The sequence below is a fragment of the Schaalia sp. HMT-172 genome (assembly GCF_030644365.1).
Classification (GTDB): domain Bacteria; phylum Actinomycetota; class Actinomycetes; order Actinomycetales; family Actinomycetaceae; genus Pauljensenia.
Genome location: NZ_CP130058.1, coordinates 322,283 through 338,095, shown reverse-complemented (window position 1 = coordinate 338,095; position 15,813 = coordinate 322,283). Strand labels below are relative to the sequence as shown.

Below are 15,813 nucleotides of genomic sequence, written 5' to 3'. Positions count from 1 at the left end.
CTCACCACTCTCCCAACAACCTGCCCCGCCCGAACGCAGGGTCCTCAACAGCCTATCTCAAAACAAAGGGGGGTACGACCCCCGCTCCACACCCCGTGAGGCGCCACACGCGCGGTCAGGGAACGACCGTGCACTGGCGCACCGGATCCGACATTCGCCCAGACGAACGCGACACCGTCGTGATCTGCATGCAGTTCTCGCCGCTGGCCCCGTCCACGCTCACGGTCGTCGTCTCGACGCTGCCGCTCGCGCTTGCGCCCGCGCCCGACGACTCATACGTGTAGGTGAGGTCGGCCTGGGCGGCGCCCTGCGGCGCGCTCCACGTCCACGTCACCGTGCCGTCGGCGTACTCCCCCGACAGGTTCGTCACCTGCGGTGGGGCCGCGCCGAGCGCGTCCTCCGGCCTCGTCGAGGCGCTCGTCGTCTCCTGCGCGGGAGCGATGCGTGTGAAAGACCCCTCCCCGCGCAGCATACCCACCGCCAGGCCGGCGGCGATCACCGCGGCCAGCAGCGCCAAGATCACACCCGCCACCGGGCTCATCCCGCGCTTCGACGAGGAGGACTCCTCAACCACGCGACGCTCCGAGGCCTCGTCCGCGTCCGAGGAACGATCAATCTTCCACGAATCAGCCACGGCCTCGACGCCGCCCGAGCCGGCCCCGCCCTCGAAGGAATACGTGGACGAGCGCAGGCGCGTCTTATCCGGGTCGATGACCGGCGCGCCGCGCAGGCGCGTCTTCTGGTCCCCGGCGGCGGGCGCGGCGAAGGCCTTGGAGCGCTTCTCCTTGATCTCCATCTCCGTGCGGGGCAGGCCCAGCTCCTGTTGGACGCGCTGCAGTCCCTGCCCGAACTCCATCGCCGAGGGCGTGCGCTCCCGCGGATCAACCGCCATCGCCGCGCGCAACACGCGCTCCAGCTCCGCCGGCGCATCCGCGCGCCCCAGGCCGCGCATACGCCCCCGCTGCACGCGATTAGCGATCGACGCCGCCGAATTATCGCCGATCGGATCCTCGAACGGGCTGCGACCCGTGATAAACGTCCACGTCGTCGAGGCGAGCGCCCACACATCCTGCAAGGGCGAGGCCGGGGAATTCACGTCCTGCTGCTCCGGCGGCGCCCACAGCACCGAGAAACCGTCAAACGCGCCGACCTCCAGGCGACCCACCTTCGAGGCCACACCAAAATCCGCGAGCACCGGCTTCCCGTATGCGTCCAGCATGATATTCGACGGCTTGATGTCGCGGTGCACGTAGCCCTGGCGGTGGAACATCTCGACGACGCCACACACCTTGATCATCGTGTCCAGCGCCGTCTCCAGCGACATCGGGCGCGCTCGAACCTGCGTGAGCAGATCCGCGACCGGGCAGTACTCCATGACCAGGTAGGCGCGTCCGTCGGACGTCGTCCCCACGCCGTGCAGCTCCACCACCGACGGGTGTCCCGCCAGCAGCGTCATCGCGTCGGCCTCGCGGTGCAGCTCCTGCGTGCCGCGCTCATCGCCCTGGGCGCGCACCACCTTGATCGCCACGTCGCGGCTGGGCAGCTCCTGACGGTACAAGAACACGTCGGCGAAACCGCCCTGCCCCAGCGGGCGCACCCACCGGAAACCGGGGATCTCGGGTCCGCGCATGCCGGCCACAGCTGGGCTCACTGCTTCTTCTCCTCATGCATCGTGCGCGCGATGGACGCGCTCAGGCGCAGCTTGCGGCGCATGCGCAGGCTACGCAGGGACAGCGCGCGACGCACCCGCGCGAAGAAACCGGAACGCTTGGCCACCTGCGCACGCAGCTCGCCCACCTGCACCCACGCGTCGCGCGCACGGTCGCGGGAGGCGCCGTGGGACGCGAAGTCCGCGACGTCCGCGTAGCGCGCGATCACGACCGGCGCGGGAACGTCGTCGCCGAAGCGGCTCCACCCGTCGATCACGTAACGTCCCGAGGAGGCCGAGGCCTCGTCGAACTCGATGGAGTCAATCGACCCGTCATCGCCGTGGCGCACCTCGCCCGTCACCAGGGCGAAGGGGTCGCCCGGGTGCTCGCCGAGATCCCACTGCGAGGCCAACGACCAGGCCGTCTCCTGGCGGGTGCGACCCACCTCAATACTCAGGCCCGAGTCGGCCGCCAAGTCCACGACCTCATCCCACGAGCCGATCAGGGCGCTCACCGCGGCCGAGCGGCGCCGGCGGCGACGACGCCCCGCCTTGTAGGCCAAGACCGCGAGCGGCGGCAGCAGGAGCAGCAGGAATCCGCCAGCGATGCCGACGACGACACCCCACGGGAAGGGATCCTCTGGTTCCTTGGTCGGATCCGCGTTCTGGTCGCGCGTCGTGGGAGGCAGCTCGGCGGGCGCCTCCGGGGGCTCCGGCGGCTGGAGGACCTGCGGGCGCGGCACGGAGCGAGGCTTGGGGACCTGCGTCTGCGGCGTGTGGTCGCGCGGCGGCGTCGGATCGAAGACGGCCCAGATGCCACCCGCGAACTCGACCTCGACCCACGCGCGAATGTCGGAGCCACGCAGGGAGGCGGCGCCGCCCTGGGAGCCGCCCTCCGGGTAGGCGCCCATGACGACGCGGGCGTTGATGCCCATCTGGTGGAGCATGAGCGCCATGAGGGCCGTGTACTGCTGGTCGTCGCCGATCAGGTTCTCGTCCCCGGACAGCATCCGCTCCAGGCGGTCGGTGCGCACGCCCGGACGCGAGAACTGCGTGTTCTCGTTGAGGTAGAAGCCGTTCGTCGACAGGTAGTGCTCGATGGCGCGGGCCGCCGCGAGGGACGTCGTCGCGTTCTGCGTGAGCTCCGAGGTCTTCGTGGCGATCCCCTCGGGGACGTTCGTGTCCCGGACCGTGTTGGGCACGACCGCCAGCGACTCCAGGTCCTCGTCGCGCACGGGGTCCGTGAACGTCGCCTCGACGGAGTAGGTCATGGTTCCGGCGGGCCCAGTCGTCAGCGCCGCGTTGGACCACAAGTCGAAGAACAGGCCGTCCTTCTGCGCGTCCGCGTCGGCTCCGGAGAACGTGATCTGCGAGGGCGTGCCCAGGACGGGAACCCACGGCCCCGACATGCCGATGGTGGACACCTCCACGGCCTCGCCGCCCGCCTCGCGACCGGGGATGGTCGTCTCGACGGGAATGTAGCCGGTGTGGCCGTCTCCCCTCGTCTCGGACATGCCGAAGGTCGTGCCGTTGTACACGTCCATCGCGGCGATGCGCACGCGCTGGTTTTCGGGCAGGTCCGACACGGTCAGGAGGGTCTCGTCCTTCAGGTCGGTCGTGTAGTGGCGGAACGAGGCCATGGGCGAGGGGTAGTCCTGGATGTCCAGCGGCGGCTCCACGAGGTCGCGGCCCACGACGCGCGTGCCCCCCGACCCCAGCCAGGACGCGGCCGGTAAAGCCACGCCCACGGAGATAGCGATCATGAGGAGGGCGCCGACGATGCGGGTCCCCACGTACACGGTCGAGCGGGACTGGCGTCCGAGGGTGTTCTCGGAGCCGCGCGCGCCCGAGCGCCCGACCAGGACGTCCTGGCCCAGCGTGATGCGCTGATACTGGGCGGCGGCGGCCCACCAGGCGGCCAACGTCCCCCACCACGCCAGGACCGCCCACACGGGCAGCGGGTGCTCAGACAGGCCAAAGAAGACGGAAACGACGGCCATGAGCACCAGGGGAATGGATCCTAGGATCGCGCGCCCCGCGCGGGCGGTGATCAGGCCGGCGAGGGCCGCCAGCACGAGGCCACTCATCCACGGTACGAGGGCGGGGCCCGAGTAGGCGGACACCGGCGCGGTGAGCGTCAGCAGGTCCTTCCACGCGCGGAAGGACCCCAGGACCATGACCTGCAGCGTCTTACCGGTGGGCAGGACGCCGAAGAGGGCCTCGGAGCGCAGGGCCGCGGCGCTGCCCAGCAGGAAGTAGGTCGCCAGGACAGCAAGGACGGTCGTGACCGCGTCCCAGCGCCACCTGGTCGATGCGGCGGCGATTCCCAGGCCGCACGCCACGCCGGCGCCCGCGGCGATCGCCCCCACTCCCCCGCCGAAGACGGGCTCGAACGCGGCGACCGGGCCGACAAAAAGGAGGGCGAGGACCAGCAGCGACCACAGCGGCATGCGCGTGCGATAGGTCGCGAAGCGCTGAGTGATCGTGAGCAGGCGATTACGCGTGGTCCTCGGCTTGGGCGCGTGCTTCTCGGCACCCGACCCCGAGGCGGGGGGCGGGGACGGCTGGATAGGCTCCGCCTGCGCGTGCGGCTCGGTCTTGACGGGCGGGGCCGCCACGGCCTCGTCCTGGGAGTCGATGCGCTGAGCGCGAGGCTTCGTGTTGGTGGAATTACTCATGCGAGACCCCCGGCGACGATGATGCGCGGCAGGTCATCCAGGGTCGAACAGTCGAGGAGGACGCCTCGGCCGAGGTCGCGGCGTCCGCGCGCCCGATCAGCGCCGATGCGAATGATGGAAACGGGCACGTCGATGGGCGCCAGGCGGGCCAGGTGCGCGGCGTCCGAATCGGTAGTCTGAGGACCGACGATAAGCGTGAGGGCGGAGACACCGGGGCGCTGCGCCACGGCCTCGCGCACGCGCAGGGCCAGGTCACCGAAGGAGCGCGCAGAGACCTCGGACAGAGAGTCCAGGAGCCGCATCGCGACCGTCGAGGGCAGCCACGTCTCCGTCGTCGTCACCGACACCGGGCGGGATTCGCGCAGGTTCGCCAGGCCCAGCGAGCCCGCGACCGACACGGCCGTCTCGAAGGAGTCGTAGTCCCATGCGTCGCGGGAGGTGTCCAGCACGATGACGTGGTGGGAGCGGTGCGTCTCCTCGTACTGGCGCACGATGAGCTTTCCGAGGCGGGCCGTGGACTGCCAGTGCACGGCGCGTCGATCGTCGCCCGGCTCGTAGTCGCGCAGCGCATGGAAGGACACGTCCGAGCTGGACAGCTTGCCGGTGGACACGCCCTCGACGTCCAGCTGGAAGCCGGTCGCGTCGAAGGGCACGCGCACCGTGCGCGGGTGCACGTGCAGGACGACGGGCTCGTCCCACACGCGCACGCGGCGCAGCAGGCCCAGGGCGTCGGAGCGCACGGCGCGGGCCGGGCCGACGTGAATGAGGCCGCGGTGACGCGAGGAGATCAGGAACATCTCGTCCCACTTCTCGTGGGAGCCCAGCGGCGGCACCACGAATTCGCCCGTGCCCGAACCGATCGGGAGCTCGATAATGCCCGAGCGCACCGGGCGGGCGCGCTCGTTGCGCACCAAAATCTCGCCGACGGCCGTCTGGCCTGCGACGATGCGCTCGTTCGGCACGCGAATCGACACGACGTGCGGGGACTTCCAGGCGACGCGGGTGGCGGCCAGGACCAGGGCGACGACGCCGGCGAGCGCGCACGCCAGGGCCTCGACCCACTCCAGCGTCGCCGCCAGGATGAGGGCCACCGCGATAAGCACGACGAGCGCCCACCCGGTGGGCGTCACCGCGCTCGCCAGGGCTTTGAGGGGATGCGGACGGGAGGCCTGCGCCCTGCGGGGCGAGACCATCGTCGAGTGTTCCCTGCGCGTCCCTTCCATCGCGGTCGCAGATCGGCGCGTTACGCGCCCACCGCCGGGGCGGGCACCGAGGTCAGGGCACGCTGGATGACGCCCTCGGAGGTCGCGCCCGAGAACGCGGCGTCCGGGTCGACGATAATGCGGTGCGCCCACACGGGCACGGCCAGGGCCTTGATGTCGTCGGGCAGGACGAAGTTACGGCCCTGCGCGGCCGCCCACACGCGGGCGCAGCGCACCATGCCGATGGCGCCACGGGTGGACACACCCAGCAGCGAGGACTCGTCCTCGCGGGTTGCCTCAGCGAGGGCGGCCACGTAGTCGAGGACGGCGCGGTCCGTGTGGTTTCCCGAGGCCAGGGCCGACCAGGCGACGATGTCCTTGCCGCTCACGAGGGGACGCAGATTCTTCGAGCGGTCGGGCGCGGCCGAGCCGTCGAGGACGTCGATCATGGCGGCGCGCGAGGGGTAGCCGATGGAGGTCTTCATGAGGAAGCGGTCCAGCTGGGCCTCGGGCAGCGGGTAGGTGCCGGCCTGCTCGACGGGGTTCTGGGTCGCGATGACCATGAAGGGCTGGGGCGCGGGGCGGCGCACGCCGTCGACCGTCACCTGGGCTTCTTCCATGACCTCCAGGAGCGCGGACTGGGTCTTGGGCGAGGCGCGGTTAATCTCGTCGGCCAGGACGATCTCCGCGAAGACGGGGCCGGCGTGGAAGACCCACTCGCCCGTCTTCTGGTTGAACATGTTGACGCCCGTGATATCCGAGGGCAGCAGGTCGGGGGTGAACTGGATACGCGAGTGCGTGCCGTCGATGGTGGCGCTGATGGCGCGCGCCAGCGCGGTCTTGCCGGTACCGGGGGCGTCTTCTAGCAGGAGGTGACCGCCTGCGAACATGGTCGTCAGCGCGAGTCGCACTGCCTGGCGCTTGTCCAGAACCGCGACCGACACGCCGTCGACGAGGCCCTTGAAGACCTGGGCGAACCGGGTTGCGTCCTCAATGGAAAGGGTCATGAGTTGTCCTACGTTTCTAGTATTGCTCGATCAGGGGTGGTCTATTCGACTCGGCAGCTCTTTACGACGTTCCGCGCATTGAGCTCTTTGGCGGTGATTGCTTCCGTCAGGATACCCGGTATGCTCGGCGTGTCCCGTGAGAAGCGGAATTCGGTGTTTTGGGCGGGGCGCCCGGTGCTGACCGTGCAGACGAGGGTGACCCCCGGTCCGAACTGGGAGGCTCGTTTGGCTGTCAGCGTCATCGAGCCGCATTCCTGTCCGTTCGAACACGTGGTTTTTCCGTCGAAAGTCGCGCCGACATTCTCCGCGGCTTCGGTGGTTGTGAAGGTGGCTTCGACCTGACGGTGTGCCCCGCCAGCGCTGACCATCTCGACGACAACCGTGTACTGGTTGACCGGCGCCAGACCCGAGACCGTCCACGAGGTCATCGGACCACTGAACGTCTGCTTGGTCGACCCTTCCATTCCCTTCACCCACACGCTGATCTGCGCGGGGTTAACGCCGGCGGGCACAGTCCACGACACGGACGCGCTGTTGATGTAGGGGGTCACCGACACGTTGAACACGGGGATCGGGGTGTCGTCGTCATCATCGGGGCCCGACCGCTGGCCGTTGCCGACCGTGCCGCTAGCCGCCGTCACCGGGCTCCAGACGTAGGAGCCGTCATCCTTCTTGCCGCGCTGGCAGAAGTAGAAGGTCATCGTCGAACCCGGGGTAAGCGGGCCGAGATCAAAATCGGCGGTCTGACCGTTGTTGAAGGCGACGGGGTTGCCGTTGGTCGTGCAGCCCTCCGCGCTGTCCTGGTAGTACATCTCCAGGTCGTTGACCGTGTAGCCGTTGCCTTCCTTCAGGCGCACGTTGGTGATGCGAATCTTGCCCAGGGCGTTGTCCGAGGTCGGGCCCATCCTCGGCGCGTCGGGGGCGAGCGGAGTGGTCTTGGCCTCGTGCTCGGGCTCGAGCGCGGGCGGGGTGTAGTTCTTGGCGGGCGAGGTGGCCGTGCGGCCTCCCGTGTTGCTCACCGTCACGGTCGCCCGCAGCACGTCCGCGCGATTGACGGTCATGGTCGTCGTGCCTGTTCCGTTCGTCTCATTGCCAGAGCCACCGGACACGGTCTTGGATTCACCGTTGACGGTGACCGTCGTGGCGCCCCAGCCCTCACCGCCAGACTTGAAGTAGCTCCACGTCAGGGTGATCTCCACCTTGTTGCGGTCTGCCGCGTTGCGCACGGTTGCGCTCATGATGGAGGGCGTGTCCGGGTCCGCCAGGGGTGCGGTCGGGGTTGCCTTCGCGCCGAACGAGGGCGCGGACTCTCCCTTGGCGTTGCGTGCCCGCACCGTCACCGTGTAGGTCTGACCGTTCTTGAGCCCCTGGATGACGCAGGAGGTCACGCCGGTGGTCTCGCAGTAGCCCGCCTCGCCGGTCGCGGTCGTCGCGGTCGCGATGTAGCCGGTGATCGCAGAGCCGTTGTCGACGGGAGCGGACCACGACGCGCTAATCGTCGTGTTTCCGGCCGACAGCTGGGGGGTGCCGGGGCGTCCCGGCGCACCGGAGATCGTGATGGTGTTCGAGGCCGTCGAACGCTCGGACGTGCCCTCCTTGTTGACCGCCTCGACGGTGAAGGAGTAGGTCTGGCCGTCGCTCAGGCCCGCGACGCTACAGACGTTGGTGGAGCAGGTGGCGACCTGGCGTCCCGTCTGGTCGAAGACGCGGTACTCGGTGATCGGGGAGCCGTTGGACTCCGGCGCGTTGAAGGTCACGCGAGCGCCATTCGATCCCTCGGCCTCGGCCGTCACGCGCGTAGGGGCGGCCGGCTTGCCCGTCACCGTGACGGTAATGGTTCCCTGGACGGCGCGCGCGGGGTCGCCCAGCTTGTCGTTGACCTTGAAGCTGACGGTGATCGTGCCGGACGCGCTCGGGGTGACCGACACGGTCGTGCCCGACGTGGCGACAGTCGCGCTGCCCGCAGACAGCGTGGCGCTCTCCAGGGTGATCGGCGACTCCGGGTACGGGTTGGTCGCGGAGGACGCCACGTCGACGCTCACCGTGTCGCCGATCTTGGCGGTCAGAGTGTACGCGGGCACCTGGATGAGCGGCTTGTCGGAGACGACGACCTCGACGGGAATCTGCGCGCTGACCTTGTTGTTGTCCTCGTCGGTGACGCTCACCGCGATCGACCCCGCGGAACCTTTCGGGGTTCCCTCGGGGGCGGACACGGTCAGGGTGGTGCCCGACAGGGACGCCGTGATGGTGGACGGCGAGGAGTCCATCGCGTAGGTGAAGGTCGTGACGTCCACGCCCTCGGGGTCGCGCACGCCCAGCGCGAGGTTCTGGGTCACGGCCTCGCCGCCGGCCTCGACGCGGATCGCGGTCGGAGTGAAGGTGGGCGGCTGGTTCGTGGTCGCCTTGATGCGCACGGGCAGCGACAGGGAGGCGCTCAGCGCGCCGGCGTCGCTGCTGTCGCCGTCCGCGACCTGGATGAGGAACGCGGAGTTGCCCGAGAACGAGGCGTTGGCGGTCAGGGTGAGCTGCGTGTCCGAGTCAGCCACGACGGAGTCGAGGCCGTTCTGGGGCACTGGGGAGGAGCCCTCGACGAGGCGCGGGGTGCGCCCGGCGCGAGTGATGACGTAATCCGACAGGTTGATCGTGCGCGAGGTACCCGCGTCCATCTCGATCGGCAGGTTCGCCGAGCTCAGGAAGGGCGCGGTCGAGTCGCGTCCGGGGATCGTGACGACGGCCGAGTTCGTGAGGCCATCGCGGTCGGTGATCGTGTAGACGACGAGGCGCTTGGAGTCCGTGACGGGAATGAGCAGCTCGGAGCCGGAGACGCTCACGCCCGCCTCGGCGGTGGTCACGGTCAGCTCGTCGATGCTGCCGTCGGGGTCCTCGTCGTTGTCGAGGACCTTCACGCGCACGGCGGAACCATCGGTCGGCAGGTCCTCGTAGGCGACGTAGTCGTCGCGGGCGATCGGCGCCTTCAGGGGCGCGTCGTCCTGGACATACACCGTCAGCGTGCCGCGCGCGACCCCGCCGCGGCCGTCGCTCACCGTGTAGGACACGAGGTAGGTGCCGGCCTGGGAGGGCGTGTGCACCTGGACGGTCGTGGTCGAGCGGACCTGGGGGTCGAGCTCGGGCGTGGCCGTCTCGAGGCTGCCCTCTTCCAGGGTCAGGGGATCGCCGTCCGGGTCGAGGTCGTTGGCCAGGACGTTGACGGTCACCATACGGTCGGGTCGGGTCAGGACCGTGTCGGGCACGGCGACGGGGTTCTGGTTGAGCGCCGGGACGGGCGTGACGGCGACGCGCACGCGCGCCGAAGCACGGGCGCCCTGGCGGTCCTCAACCGTGTAGGTGAAGGAATCCGTGCCCGACGCGTCAGCGTTCGGCGTGTACTCGATCCACGTGGCCTTCGCGGTCGCCGACCCCTTCTGCGGCGAAGAGTCCAGGCTCTTGAGGGTCACGGAGTCGCCGTCCGGGTCGATGCCGTCTAGGGTCACCGGGATGCGGGCGGTCTGCCCGGCCGTCGCCCACGCCGTGATGTCGCGGGGTCGCGGCGCCTGGTTGGAGTCGGAGGCGGCCAAGACCTCGAAGGTGACGGTGCTGGAGGCGCGGTTGCCCGCGGAGTCGATGACGGAGTAGGTGACATCCATCGTGCCGGGGGTGTCCCCGGCCTCGAGGCGCACCTGGTTGCCGGTCACGAAGGGCGTGCCCAGGGCGGTGGTCGGGTCGTACTCGAGCGTCGACTCGACCTGCAGGTTCAGGCCGGCCGGGGAGCGGTCGTTGGACAGGACGGACACGGTTCCGACGTCGCCGACGCGCACCTTGGCTCGGTCGGGCTTGAGGACGGGCGGCAGGTCCGTGCGGTCGGAGGCACCCGGGATGACGGTCACCTGAGCGGTGGCCGATCCCTGGCCGTTGGTGACGGAGTATGAGAAGGACACGCTCTTGTCGAGGCCCGCGGGCGCGGTCACGCGCAGCAGGTGGCGGTCGATGAGGGCGACCTCGAGGCCGGGAACGGAGGAGTAGTCGATCGAGGTGATCGTCAAGACGCCGCCCGTGGGATCGTAATCGTTGCCCAGGGGCGCCACCAGCACCGAGCCACCCTGCGGCAGGACCGCGGTATCGTCCTCGGCGACGGGCGGCAGCGCAGCGGCCTCGACGACCTCGACGCGGATCATGCCCAGCGTCGACGCGATGCCGTCGGAGACCGTGTAGGCGAAGGAGTAGGAGCCGGGAGAAGCCGCGACAAAGTCGATGGTGCCGCGGTCCAGATCCGGCGTGATGGAGGCGCCAGCGGGCGCGCCGGACACGGCGGCCAGGCTCAGCGAGTCGCCGTTGGGATCCGTGTCGTTCTTCAGCGGGTCGAGGGTCACCGTCTCGCCGGGGTGGGCCTGGTAGAGGTCACCGTTGGCCGTGGGCGGCAGGTTGCCCGGCTCCTGGACGTTGACGGTGAGTTCACCGCGCGTCTCGCCGCCCTGGTCGTCAGCGACGGTCAGGACCACGGTCTTGGGGCCGGCGGAGCCGCCCTCCTCGGTGATGGTCAGGGAGCCGTCCTCGGTGAAGGTGACGCTCAGCCCCTCGGGGGCCTCGGCGTTCTTCAGGTAGATCGGGTCGCCGTCGGGGTCGCGCCAGTCGCTCAGCGCCTGGTACTGGATCTGGGCACCCGCGCCGATCTTGACGGAGGAGGCTCGCAGCTGCGTGGGGGCCTCGTTTTGCCCGTAGGGGTGGATCGTGACCTGCACGCGCGCGGCGGCGGACGCGAGGCCGTCCGAGGCCTCGTAGGAGAAGGACGTCGATCCGGTCTGATCCACGCTCACGCCCGTGATCTGCAGGGCTCGTCCCGAGCGCGCAGCGGTGACCGCGCCCCACGCCGGCTGGGAGGTCGGGGAGGCGGTCAGGACGTCTCCGTCAAGGTCGGAGTCGTTGTCCAGGACCGGCAGGATCGTCGAGCGCCCCGGGCGGATACCGAACTCGTCATCCACTGCCTCGGGCGGGGTGTTCTCCTCGCGCTGCTCGGGGTCGGCGATCTCGTTGGTGAGCTGGGGGCTATCCTGCTCCTCCTCGGTTTCCTCGAGCTGGTTTTCGACCTCGTCCCAGTTGTCCATGAGGACCATGTTCGAGTCGGGCAGCCACACGCTGCCCTGGGCGACGTCGTTGAGGACGATGGCCTTACGGTTGGTGCGGAAGACGATCTCGCGGGCGCTCGTGAGCGTGTCGACGACCTGCTGCCTGTTGGAGGCGGGGTCGTCGCACGAGCGCAGGTAGGCGCCCGAGCCGGTCCAGGCGCCGTAGGCGCAGCCCTCGTGGCGCACGGGGGCCGCGGGGGTGCCGACGGGCGAGCCCTCAGCGGCTGGGGTGATCGTGGGAGCGGCGCCCTTGAGGGGGATCGTCACCAGGGTGGAAGGGGTCGCCAGGAGAACGGAGTCCGCCTTGGGACCCGCCTGCTGGAGGACGCCGCCCTCCTCGACGCCGGCGGCGTTCAGGTTGAGGGTGCGGCCGCCGGGCAGGAAAAGAGTGTTGGACGCGGAGTCGAGGGCGACGACCTGGTCGCCGACGACCGTCATGGACAGCTGGGCGTCGGCGGGGATGCCCTCAATCGTCGAGGTCTTCGCCTGGTCGACGGAACCCTGGCGCTTCACGGTCGTCAGGGTGCCGGAGGAGGAGAGGGCGTAGACGGTTCCGTCCATGCCGGTCACGAAGGCGCTCGCACCCATGTTCGAGGCCACGGCGGCGCCGTCGGAGAGGGCGGTGGGGCTCGGGGAGGTGGCCGAGGTCGTCCACAGTGTGCCATCCGTCGCATTGAGCACGCCGAGGACGTCTCCACCCTGCATGACGGCCGAGCCCGCGGGCAGCGCCGTCGGGGACCCGAGGGACACCTGCGTAACATTGACCGGGGCAACAGTAAGTGAGGTCAGGTCGGAGACAGTGACGGTTTCGGCGGACTGACCGACGTCGAAGTTGGTAGCCTCCGTCCGCAGCGCCCCGTCAAGGATTCGGGCCTCATAGTCGAGGTGCCCGACCATCTGCTTGGACTTGTTTGTCACCCAAATTCCGCCATCGTTGACGTCAACCTGGGTGATTTCGGCACCCTTGTAGATGACGCCGGCGACGCAGAGCGCAACAACGACCAGCATGAGGACGAGCGCCGGCAGGCGTCGTCTCGCGCTGGTCAGGTTTCGTCGCGCTTGTGCGTTCATAGACCCTCTCTCATATCACGAACAGTGCCTCGCAGATAGTGTGGCATGACTTCGCAAGACATCCATGGTTAATGAGAATCTATCAGAGGTGTGATTACTTGACAACCAGAGAGCGGCCCATCCTTGTGAGACGGGCCGCTCTTAGGCAATATGGGGTTTGTCACGCCTGGACAATTGGCGAGTAAATCACTCTCCGTTGAAGGTGAAAGTCCGCTCCTTACCCTCTCCGGTAACGCCAACCGTGACAACCTGACCGGGTTGCAGCTCTCCAAACAGGATGCGCTCGGACAGCGCATCCTCGATTTCCCGCTGAATCGCGCGACGCAGCGGGCGCGCGCCGAGGACCGGATCAAAGCCCACGTCGGCCAGCAGTTCGCGAGCCTCATCCGTCAGCTGCAGGCGCATATCCTGCGCCTCCATCCGCTTGGCCAGCTTCGCGATCATCAGGTCGACGATGCGAGCAATCTCCGGCTTCGTCAGCGGCGGGAACACGATCGTGTCGTCGACACGGTTGAGGAACTCGGGACGGAAGTGCTGCTTGAGCTCCTCCGCGACCTTCGCCTTCATGCGACCGTAGTCGTGCGTCGAGTTATCCGCCGTCTGGAAGCCCGTCAGGACACCCTTGTTAATGTCGCGGGTACCCAGGTTCGTCGTCATGATGATGACGGTGTTCTTGAAGTCCACCTTGCGGCCCTGCGAATCCGTCAGGCGCCCCTCCTCCAGGATCTGGAGCAGCGAGTTGAAGATGTCCGGGTGAGCCTTCTCGACCTCGTCGAAGAGGACGACCGAGAACGGCTTGCGGCGCACCTTCTCCGTGAGCTGGCCACCCTCGTCGTAGCCGACGTAGCCGGGAGGCGCACCGAAGAGGCGCGAGGCCGTGTGCTTCTCCGAGAACTCGGACATATCCAGCTGGATCAGGGCATCCTCGTCGCCGAAGAGGAACTCTGCGAGGGCCTTCGCCAGCTCGGTCTTACCCACGCCCGTCGGGCCCGCGAAGATGAATGAGCCGCCGGGACGGTTCGGATCCTTCAGACCCGAGCGCGTGCGACGAATCGACTGGGCGAGGGCCTTGACAGCCTCGTCCTGGCCGATGACGCGCTTGTGCAGCTCATCTTCCATCTTGAGCAGCTTCGCGGTCTCCGTCTGAGTGAGGCGCACGACCGGGATACCCGTCGACATGGCCAAGACCTCGGCGATCTCCTGATCCCCGACCTCGGCGATCTCGTCAGACTCGCCGCCCTTCCACGCCTCCTCCTTCGCCTTGCGTTCATCGGCGAGCTTCGACTCCTCGTCGCGCAGCGACGCGGCCTTCTCGAAGTCCTGATCGTCGATGGCCGCCTCCTTGTTGCGGCGCACCTCGGCGATCTTCTCGTCCAGCTCGCGCAGCTCCGGCGGCGCAGTCATGCGACGGATGCGCAGACGCGCCCCGGCCTCGTCGACCAAGTCGATCGCCTTATCGGGGAGGAACCGATCCGAAATGTAGCGGTCCGCCAGCTCGGCGGCCGCCTGGATCGCGGCATCCGTGATGATGACGCGATGGTGCGCCTCATAGCGGTCGCGCAGGCCCTTGAGAATCTCCACCGTCTCCTCGACGCTGGGCTCCTCGACCTTCACCGGCTGGAAACGACGCTCGAGAGCCGCGTCCTTCTCGATGTGCTTGCGGTACTCGTCGTTCGTCGTCGCGCCGATCGTCTGGAGCTCGCCGCGCGCCAGCATCGGCTTGAGCATCTGTGCAGCGTCGATCGAGCCCTCTGCCGCACCCGCACCCACAAGCGTGTGAATCTCGTCGATGAACAAGATGATGTCGCCGCGCGTGCGAATCTCCTTCAGGACCTTCTTCAGGCGCTCCTCGAAGTCGCCGCGGTAGCGCGAACCCGCAACCAGCGACCCCATATCGAGGCTGTAAATCTGCTTATCCTTGATGGTCTCGGGCACGTCGCCGTGCACGATCGCCTGGGCGAGGCCCTCGACGACCGCCGTCTTACCAACGCCAGGCTCGCCAATCAGGACCGGGTTATTCTTCGTGCGGCGCGACAGGACCTGCATGACGCGCTCCATCTCGACGCGGCGGCCGATGACGGGGTCCAGCTTGTTCTCTCGCGCGGCCTGCGTCAGGTTGCGGCCGAACTGCTCGAGGATCGCAGAGTTCGAGCGCTCGGGACCACCAGAGCCGCCCACGCCCGCGCCCACGGACTCGCGGCCCTCCTCGTCACCACGCTGGTAGCCGCTGAGCATCTGGATGACGGTCTGACGCACCTGCGCCAGGTCCGCGCCCTGCTTGGTGAGGACCTGGGCGGCCACACCCTCGCCCTCCTTGAGGAGGCCGAGCAGCAGATGCTCCGTGCCAATGTAGTTGTGGCCCAGCTGGAGGGCCTCACGCAAGCTCAGCTCGAAGACGCGCTTCGCGCGCGGCGTGAAGGGAATGTGACCCTCAACCGGCTTCTCGCCCTCGCCGATGATCTCAATGACCGAGGCGCGCACGGCCTCGCCCTTGATGCCCATCGTCTCCAGGGCCTTCGCCGCGACGCCCTCGCCCTCAGAGATCAGGCCGAGCAGCAGGTGCTCCGTGCCGATGTAATTGTGCTTAAGACCGCGGGCCTCGTCCTGCGCGAGCACGACGACACGGCGTGCGCGATCGGTAAAGCGTTCGAACATGTCTCTCCTTGCTTCGGGGCAGGCACCGCAGCTCGGCACACACCCGTCCCAGTTGACTGATTACAGCCTACGGAAAGCTCCGGCGGCGTGCGCGCGCTTTCGCCCTCGGCGCAGGGACGGGCGCAGGGACGAGGCCGGGGTACGAGGCCGGGGTACGAGGCCAAGGGCCCGCGGCTAAGGCAGCGCGCCGGCGTACCGAACGCCAGCGACTCGCGCCGAGCGCTGAGGCTGGGGCTGGGTGCGGAGGCTGGGAGCAGGGCACCGGGACTGGGGCTGGCGGCAGCGCGCCGAGGCCCGGGCAAGATGAGGACGCCAATGAACGCCAGACCCCTCCACAACGCCCCTCAATCTCGCATGCAATTCAATTACCTGAACTTTCAATATTCGCCACAAACGTTGCAATTCCAACGACACCATTTCAATGTTTCAAAG

Annotated in this window: 6 protein-coding genes; all 6 read right to left on the bottom strand. The window is 68.5% G+C overall.

Annotation, left to right across the window (positions count from 1 at the left end):
- Positions 1 to 115: 115 nt before the first annotated feature.
- The 6 genes from QU663_RS01400 to QU663_RS01375 all read right to left on the bottom strand — a co-directional run bounded on the left by QU663_RS01400 (position 116) and on the right by QU663_RS01375 (position 15,381).
- Entirely contained in the window at positions 116 to 1,630 is a 1,515-nt protein-coding gene (locus tag QU663_RS01400) for a serine/threonine-protein kinase (RefSeq protein WP_021612453.1), read from the bottom strand.
- A 17-nt stretch (positions 1,631 to 1,647) separates the two neighbouring features.
- On the bottom strand, positions 1,648 to 4,326 hold the full coding sequence (locus QU663_RS01395; RefSeq protein WP_021612454.1) for a transglutaminase domain-containing protein: 2,679 nt from the start codon (positions 4,324 to 4,326) through the stop codon (positions 1,648 to 1,650).
- Positions 4,323 to 5,519, bottom strand: a complete 1,197-nt coding sequence (locus tag QU663_RS01390; RefSeq protein WP_198010231.1) for a DUF58 domain-containing protein — start codon at positions 5,517 to 5,519, stop codon at positions 4,323 to 4,325. The genes QU663_RS01395 and QU663_RS01390 overlap by 4 nt, the downstream gene beginning before the upstream one ends.
- Positions 5,520 to 5,569: 50 nt before the next feature.
- A complete protein-coding gene (locus QU663_RS01385; protein WP_009058572.1) occupies positions 5,570 to 6,535 on the bottom strand; it encodes a MoxR family ATPase in 966 nt (321 codons plus the stop codon).
- Positions 6,536 to 6,576: 41 nt separating this feature from the next.
- Positions 6,577 to 12,726: an Ig-like domain-containing protein gene (locus QU663_RS01380; protein WP_304990636.1), complete on the bottom strand. Its 6,150-nt coding sequence runs from the start codon at positions 12,724 to 12,726 to the stop codon at positions 6,577 to 6,579.
- Positions 12,727 to 12,912: 186 nt separating this feature from the next.
- A complete protein-coding gene (locus QU663_RS01375; protein ID WP_021612458.1) occupies positions 12,913 to 15,381 on the bottom strand; it encodes an ATP-dependent Clp protease ATP-binding subunit in 2,469 nt (822 codons plus the stop codon).
- Positions 15,382 to 15,813 lie beyond the last annotated feature (432 nt).